A 5,847-nucleotide genomic window follows, 5' to 3' on the forward strand; every position below is an offset into this window, starting at 1 on the left:
GAGCTCCACCTCCTGCCGACCCTCTGGTTCCGCAACACCTGGGACTGGGACGTGGGCGCGGCCAAGCCCCGCCTGAGCGTGTCCGAGGGTGTCGCCGGCGCGGCGGTCATCGCGGCGGACCACCCGACCCTCGGCCACTACCGGCTTGCGGCCGAGGGGGCGCCCGAGCTCCTCTTCGTCGACAACGAGACGAACTTCCCGCGCATCTTCGGAGTCGCCGGCCCCTCGCGCTTCCCTAAGGACGGGATCAACGACTACCTGGTCGACGGGCGCGCCGATGCCGTGAATCCGGCGCGCGAGGGCACGAAAGCTGCCGCGCACTACCGCCTGACTCTCAAGCCGGGCGAGACAGGCACGCTCAGGCTCAGGCTGAGCGACGCGGCCGTGGGCACGGGGCCCGGCCCCTTTGGGCCCGCCTTCGAGCGCACGATGGCGGCGCGTCTCACGGAAGCGAACGAGTTCTACGGCCAAGTCATCCCGCGCACGCTGTCGGCGGAGGGGCGCGCCGTGATGCGCCAGGCGTTCGGCGGTATGCTCTGGAGCAAGCAGTTCTACCACTACGACGTCAAGCGCTGGCTCGCGGGCGATCCCACCCAGCCGCCGCCGCCGCCGGAGCGCCGGCACGGGCGCAACAGCGAGTGGACGCACCTCTACAACGAGGACGTCATCTCGATGCCGGACAAGTGGGAATACCCGTGGTACGCCGCCTGGGACCTCGCGTTTCACACGATCCCGCTGGCGCTCGTGGACCCCGAGTTCGCCAAGTCCCAGCTCATCCTCTTCCTGCGCGAGTGGTACATGCACCCCAACGGTCAGATCCCCGCCTACGAGTGGGCGCTGGGCGACGTCAACCCGCCCGTGCAGGCCTGGGCGGCCTGGCGCGTGTACAAGATCGACCGCCGCATCCGCGGTGTGGCGGACCGGGAGTTCCTCGAGAAGGTCTTCCACAAGCATCTTCTGAACTTCACCTGGTGGGTCAACCGCAAGGACCCCTCCGGCCGCAACGTCTTCCAGGGCGGCTTCCTCGGCCTCGACAACATCGGCGTGTTCGACCGGTCGGCGCCGCTGCCGACGGGAGGGTACATCGAGCAGTCGGACGGCACCAGCTGGATGGGCATGTACTGCCTCAACATGCTCGCCATGGCGTTGGAGCTCGCGCGCGAGGACCCGGCCTACGAAGACGTCGCCAGCAAGTTCTTCGAGCACTTCGTCTACATCGCCCACGCAACCCATCACGTCGGCGGCGCCGACATGAGCCTCTGGGACGAGGAGGACGGCTTCTACTACGACGTCCTGGCGCTGCCGGACGGCCGGCGGGAGCGGATAAAGGTCCGCTCGCTGGTGGGTCTGATCCCGCTCTTCGCCGTCGAGACCTGGGACACCGCCCAGACCGATCGGCTGCCGGGCTTCACGCGCCGGGCGCGCTGGTTCATCGACAACAACCCAGAGTTCCGCGAGCACGTCGCGGTGATGGACAAGCCCGGCGGCGGGAGGCGCATGCTGCTCTCCATCGTGACGACGGCGCAGCTGCCGAGAGTCCTGCGCTTCATGCTGGATGAAGACGAGTTCCTCTCGCCCAACGGCGTCCGCGCCCTGTCGCGCTACCACAAGGAGCACCCGTACGTCCTCCGGGTGAATGGCGAGGATCACCGGGTGGACTACGAGCCGGCAGAGTCCACCACGGCTGTCTTCGGCGGCAACTCGAACTGGCGCGGGCCCGTGTGGTTCCCGGTCAACTATCTCCTGGTCGAGTCGCTCCAGAAGTTCCACCACTTCTTCGGAGACAAGCTCAAGGTCGCGTGCCCGTCGGGTTCCAGGCGGCGGTTGAACCTCTGGCAGGTCGCGAGCGAGCTGTCGCGGCGGCTCAACAGGCTCTTCCTGCCAGGGCCCGACGGCCGCCGCCCCGTCTACGGCGGCACCGAAGTATTCCAGCGAGACCCGCACTGGCGCGGCCTGATCCCCTTCCACGAGTACTTCAACGGGGACAACGGCGCCGGCATCGGCGCAAGCCACCAGACGGGCTGGACGGGGCTCGTGGCCAAGCTGCTCCAGCAGAGCGGGGAATAGGTTTGCGAGATACTCCCATTTGATCCTCGCAGGCGACGTCGGAGGCACCAAGACCCTGCTCGCCGCTTTCGATCCTGGCGCCGGGATGTCCATCGTCCGCGAAGCGACCCTGCCGAGCCGAGAGATCGAGAGCCTCGAGAGCGCCGTCGAGGCGTTTCTCCTGGGCGCGCCGCGGCTCAAGGTCGGCGCGGCTTGCCTGGGCGTCGCGGGCCCCGTCGTGGACGGGCACTGCGTCGCCACGAACCTGCCGTGGGAAGTCCACGAGCGCCGCCTCGCGACAGCGGTGGGCGCGCCGGCGAGGCTCATCAACGATCTCGAGGCGGCAGCGCACGGCGTCCTCGCGCTGCCGCCGGAGAAATTCCTCGTCCTCCAGTCGGGCACGCCCAACCCTGGACGCAACATGGCGCTGATCGCCGCCGGAACGGGCCTGGGCCAGGCCCTCATGGTCCCGGACGGGCAGGGGGGGTACCGGGTTGCGCCATCTGAAGGCGGCCACGCCGACTTCGCCCCGCGCGACGAGACCCAGGTGGACCTCTATCGTTTCCTCAGGGCCGAGTTCGGCCACGTCAGCTGGGAGCGCGTGCTCTCCGGCCCCGGCCTCGCCAACATCTACCGGTTCCTCCAGACACGCGTGGGGCATGCCGCGCCGGACTGGCTGCGCACGCGGCTTCAGCGAGAGGACGCCGGCGCTGTGGTGGGCGAGGTGGGATTGTCGGGCCGCGATCCCGTCTGCGCCGAGGCCCTCGATCTCTTCGTCTCGATCTACGGCGCCCAGGCGGGCAACCTCGCGCTCGAGACCCTGGCGTTGGGCGGGCTCGTCGTGGGCGGCGGCATCGCGCCGAAGATCCAGGCCAAGCTTTCCGACGGGCGCTTCACGGCCGCGTTCCGCGACAAGGGGCGCCTGGATTCCCTGCTCGTCTCAATCCCAGTAAAGGTGGCGCTCGACCCTCGGGCTCCGCTCTGGGGCGCGGCGCGTCTCGCAGCACTCATGGAAACCTCATGAGCGCCGCCGGGTCTCTGCTTGACACCTTCTCCGCGGCGTCTCTACACTGCCGCGTGCACCCTGAGACCTACCGGAGCGGTGTGGAGCTGACCGGCCGCGCGGAGCATGTCGAGATGCCCGCGGAGATGAAGGCTCGGCTGCGGAGCCTCCTCCTGGACGAGCTCCGGCGAGCCCGGTCGTAGCGCGATGCCCCAGCCGGCCGGGCTCAGGCCCTCGCCTCCGTGCGCTCTCGTCATCTTCGGCGCGGCGGGGGACCTGACCAAGCGCAAGCTCCTGCCCGCGATCTACAACCTCAAGGCCTCCGGGCTCCTGCCGCGGCAGCTCGCCGTCGTCGGCGTGACGCGGAAGGAAAAGAGCCACGAGCAGTTCCGCGAAGAGCAGTCCAAGGACATCCGTGAGTTCGCGACGCGCTCAGTGGACGAGGCGCTCTGGAAGGAGATCAGGGACGCGCTCTATTATCAGGCAGGCGAGTTCACCGACCCGGCGACCTACAGCAAGCTCGGCGCGCTCCTCAAGGACGTGGCGCGCGACCACGCCACGGGAGGCAGCGTCCTCTTCTATCTCGCGACGCCGCCCGACTTCTTCGGCGAGATCGTCAAGCGCCTGGGCGAAGCGGGGCTGACCGGACAGGCGGACGACGTCTGGCGGCGCGTGGTGATCGAGAAGCCCTTCGGCCGCGACTTCGACTCGGCCCGCGCGCTCAACGCGGAGCTTCGCGCCGTCCTCGAGGAGAGCCAGATCTACCGGATCGACCACTACCTGGGCAAGGAGACCGTGCAGAACATCATGGTCTTCCGCTTCGCCAACGGCCTCCTCGAGCCCGTCTGGAACCGCCGCTACGTCGACCACGTCCAGATCATGGTCGCCGAAGCCGTGGGCGTGGAGGATCGCGGCAACTACTACGAGAAGGCGGGCGTCCTCCGGGACATGGTCCAGAACCACATGTTCCAGCTCCTGAACCTTGTCGCCATGGAACCGCCGACCTCGTTCCAGGCCGACGCGGTCCGCGACGAGAAGGTGAAGGTGCTCAAGGCCATCCGATCGATGAAGCCCGAGGAGGTGCTGAAGCGAACGGTGCGCGGCCAGTACGGGCCCGGGGTCATCGGCGGCCAGCCCGTTGTCGGCTACCGGAGCGAGCCCAAGGTCGCGCCCGGCTCCAACACGGAGACGTACGCGGCGCTGGCGCTCCAGGTCGAGAACTGGCGGTGGGCCGGCGTGCCCTTCTACCTGCGCTCGGGCAAACGGCTTGGACGGCGCGACACGGAGATCATGATCCAGTTCAGACGGCCGCCGCTCCTGCTCTTCGACCAGCGTGAGGACCAGATCGACCCGAACCGGTTGGTGCTCCACATCCAGCCCGACGAAGGCATCGAGATCCAGATGAAGGCCAAGCATCCCGGGCCCACCATGGAGCTCAACACCGTCAAGCTCAAGTTCAGCTACAAGGAGTTCGGGGAGACGAGCGCGGCGACGGGGTACGAGCGACTACTCTATGACAGCATGGTGGGCGACTCGACGCTCTTCCACCGCGCCGACATGGTCGAGGAGGCCTGGCGGATTGCGACGCCGATCCTCGATGTCTGGGCATCGGTGACACCGCGCGATTTCCCGAACTACGCTGCGGGTTCCTGGGGGCCCGCCGCCGCCGACGCCCTGATTGGCCAGGATGGCCGCCACTGGTGGCTACCTACGTAGTCGGTGACCGTCCAAGATCGACCAGCAGCCCGGCCGTAGTTCGCACGCCCTGGAAGAGATGGTCCAGGCGCAAGTGCTCGTTGGGGCTGTGCTGGCGGTTGTTGGCGTTCGCATAGGGCACCAGGATGGTCGGCACCCGCAGGATGTCGGTGAAGGCCCAGATGGGCACGCTGCCGCCCATGGTCGGCGTGACGACGGCCTGCTGCCCTCCGTGCGCTCTCTCGACGGCTTCGACGACTTCACGGCAGATCGGCAGGTCGGCGGGCGTCTTGGCCGGGTCGTAGCCGCCCTTGTCTGACACGCGCACCGCCCGCCCGCGCAGTTGATCGGGCAGGGGCGCTTCCGCTCCCTCGATGACGTCGAAGCCCTGAGCCCGGATGTGTTCGATGACACGCCTGTACACGGTCTCGATCTTCTGGTTCTTGACCATGCGGATGTCGATGGCGACCGTCGTCTTGTGCGGGATGATGGTGTTGGCCTCCGCGCCGACGAACCCGCTCTGCAGGCCCCGTATGGTGAGCGTCGGGTGGAACATGATCTTCTCGAGGTAGTCCTGCGCCAGGCTGACGCCCAGCTCGCGCTCGAGCCCGTGGAGATCGAGCGGAACGCGCGCCATCAGCTCGCGCTCGGCCTGGGTCGGCGGAGCCACGCCGTCCTCGAAGCCTTCGATGAGGGGCGTGCCGTCGGGCGCGGCCATACTCGAGAGGAGCCCCGCCAGCCGCCAGTTGGGATTGGGCGCGGCGAAGTTTCCCGAGTGGAGGTCGCGCCGCGCGGACTCGATGGTCATCTCGAACTTGAGGACGCCCCGCGCGCCGAAGCTGATGGTCGGCCTGCCGCTACCGTGCTTGGGGCCGTCAGTGACCAGCACGAGATCGGCCGCCAGCAGGTCCTTGTGCTTCTCCGTCAACGTGCCGAAGAACGGGCTGCCGATCTCCTCCTCGCCGTCGAAGATGAACTTGAGATTCACCGTGGGGGGCAGACCGAGCTCGTCCATCAGGGCCAGGGCTTCCAGGTGGCACCAGATGGGCCCTTTGTCGTCGGAGGCGCCGCGGGCATACACGCGCCAGTCCGTGAGCGCTTCG

Annotated in this window: 4 protein-coding genes; 3 read left to right on the forward strand and 1 reads right to left on the reverse strand. The window is 68.2% G+C overall.

Going from position 1 to position 5,847, the window contains the following annotated elements; all coding sequences use genetic code 11:
• The 3 genes from VGV06_11110 to zwf form a co-directional block, all read left to right on the forward strand.
• A partial coding sequence (locus VGV06_11110; protein HEV2055705.1) for a glucosidase occupies positions 1 to 2,067 on the forward strand: 2,067 nt, incomplete at its 5' end.
• 19 nt (positions 2,068 to 2,086) lie between these two features.
• On the forward strand, positions 2,087 to 3,070 hold the full coding sequence (glk, locus tag VGV06_11115; GenBank protein ID HEV2055706.1) for a glucokinase: 984 nt from the start codon (positions 2,087 to 2,089) through the stop codon (positions 3,068 to 3,070).
• Positions 3,071 to 3,256: 186 nt separating this feature from the next.
• Entirely contained in the window at positions 3,257 to 4,765 is a 1,509-nt protein-coding gene (gene zwf / locus VGV06_11120) for a glucose-6-phosphate dehydrogenase (protein ID HEV2055707.1), read from the forward strand.
• Here the strand turns inward: zwf and VGV06_11125 are convergent.
• On the reverse strand, positions 4,758 to 5,847 hold a 1,090-nt coding region (locus VGV06_11125; protein HEV2055708.1), incomplete at its 5' end, for a M20/M25/M40 family metallo-hydrolase. The genes zwf and VGV06_11125 overlap by 8 nt on opposite strands.

The sequence above is a fragment of the Candidatus Methylomirabilota bacterium genome (genome assembly GCA_035936835.1).
GTDB lineage: Bacteria > Methylomirabilota > Methylomirabilia > Rokubacteriales > CSP1-6 > AR37.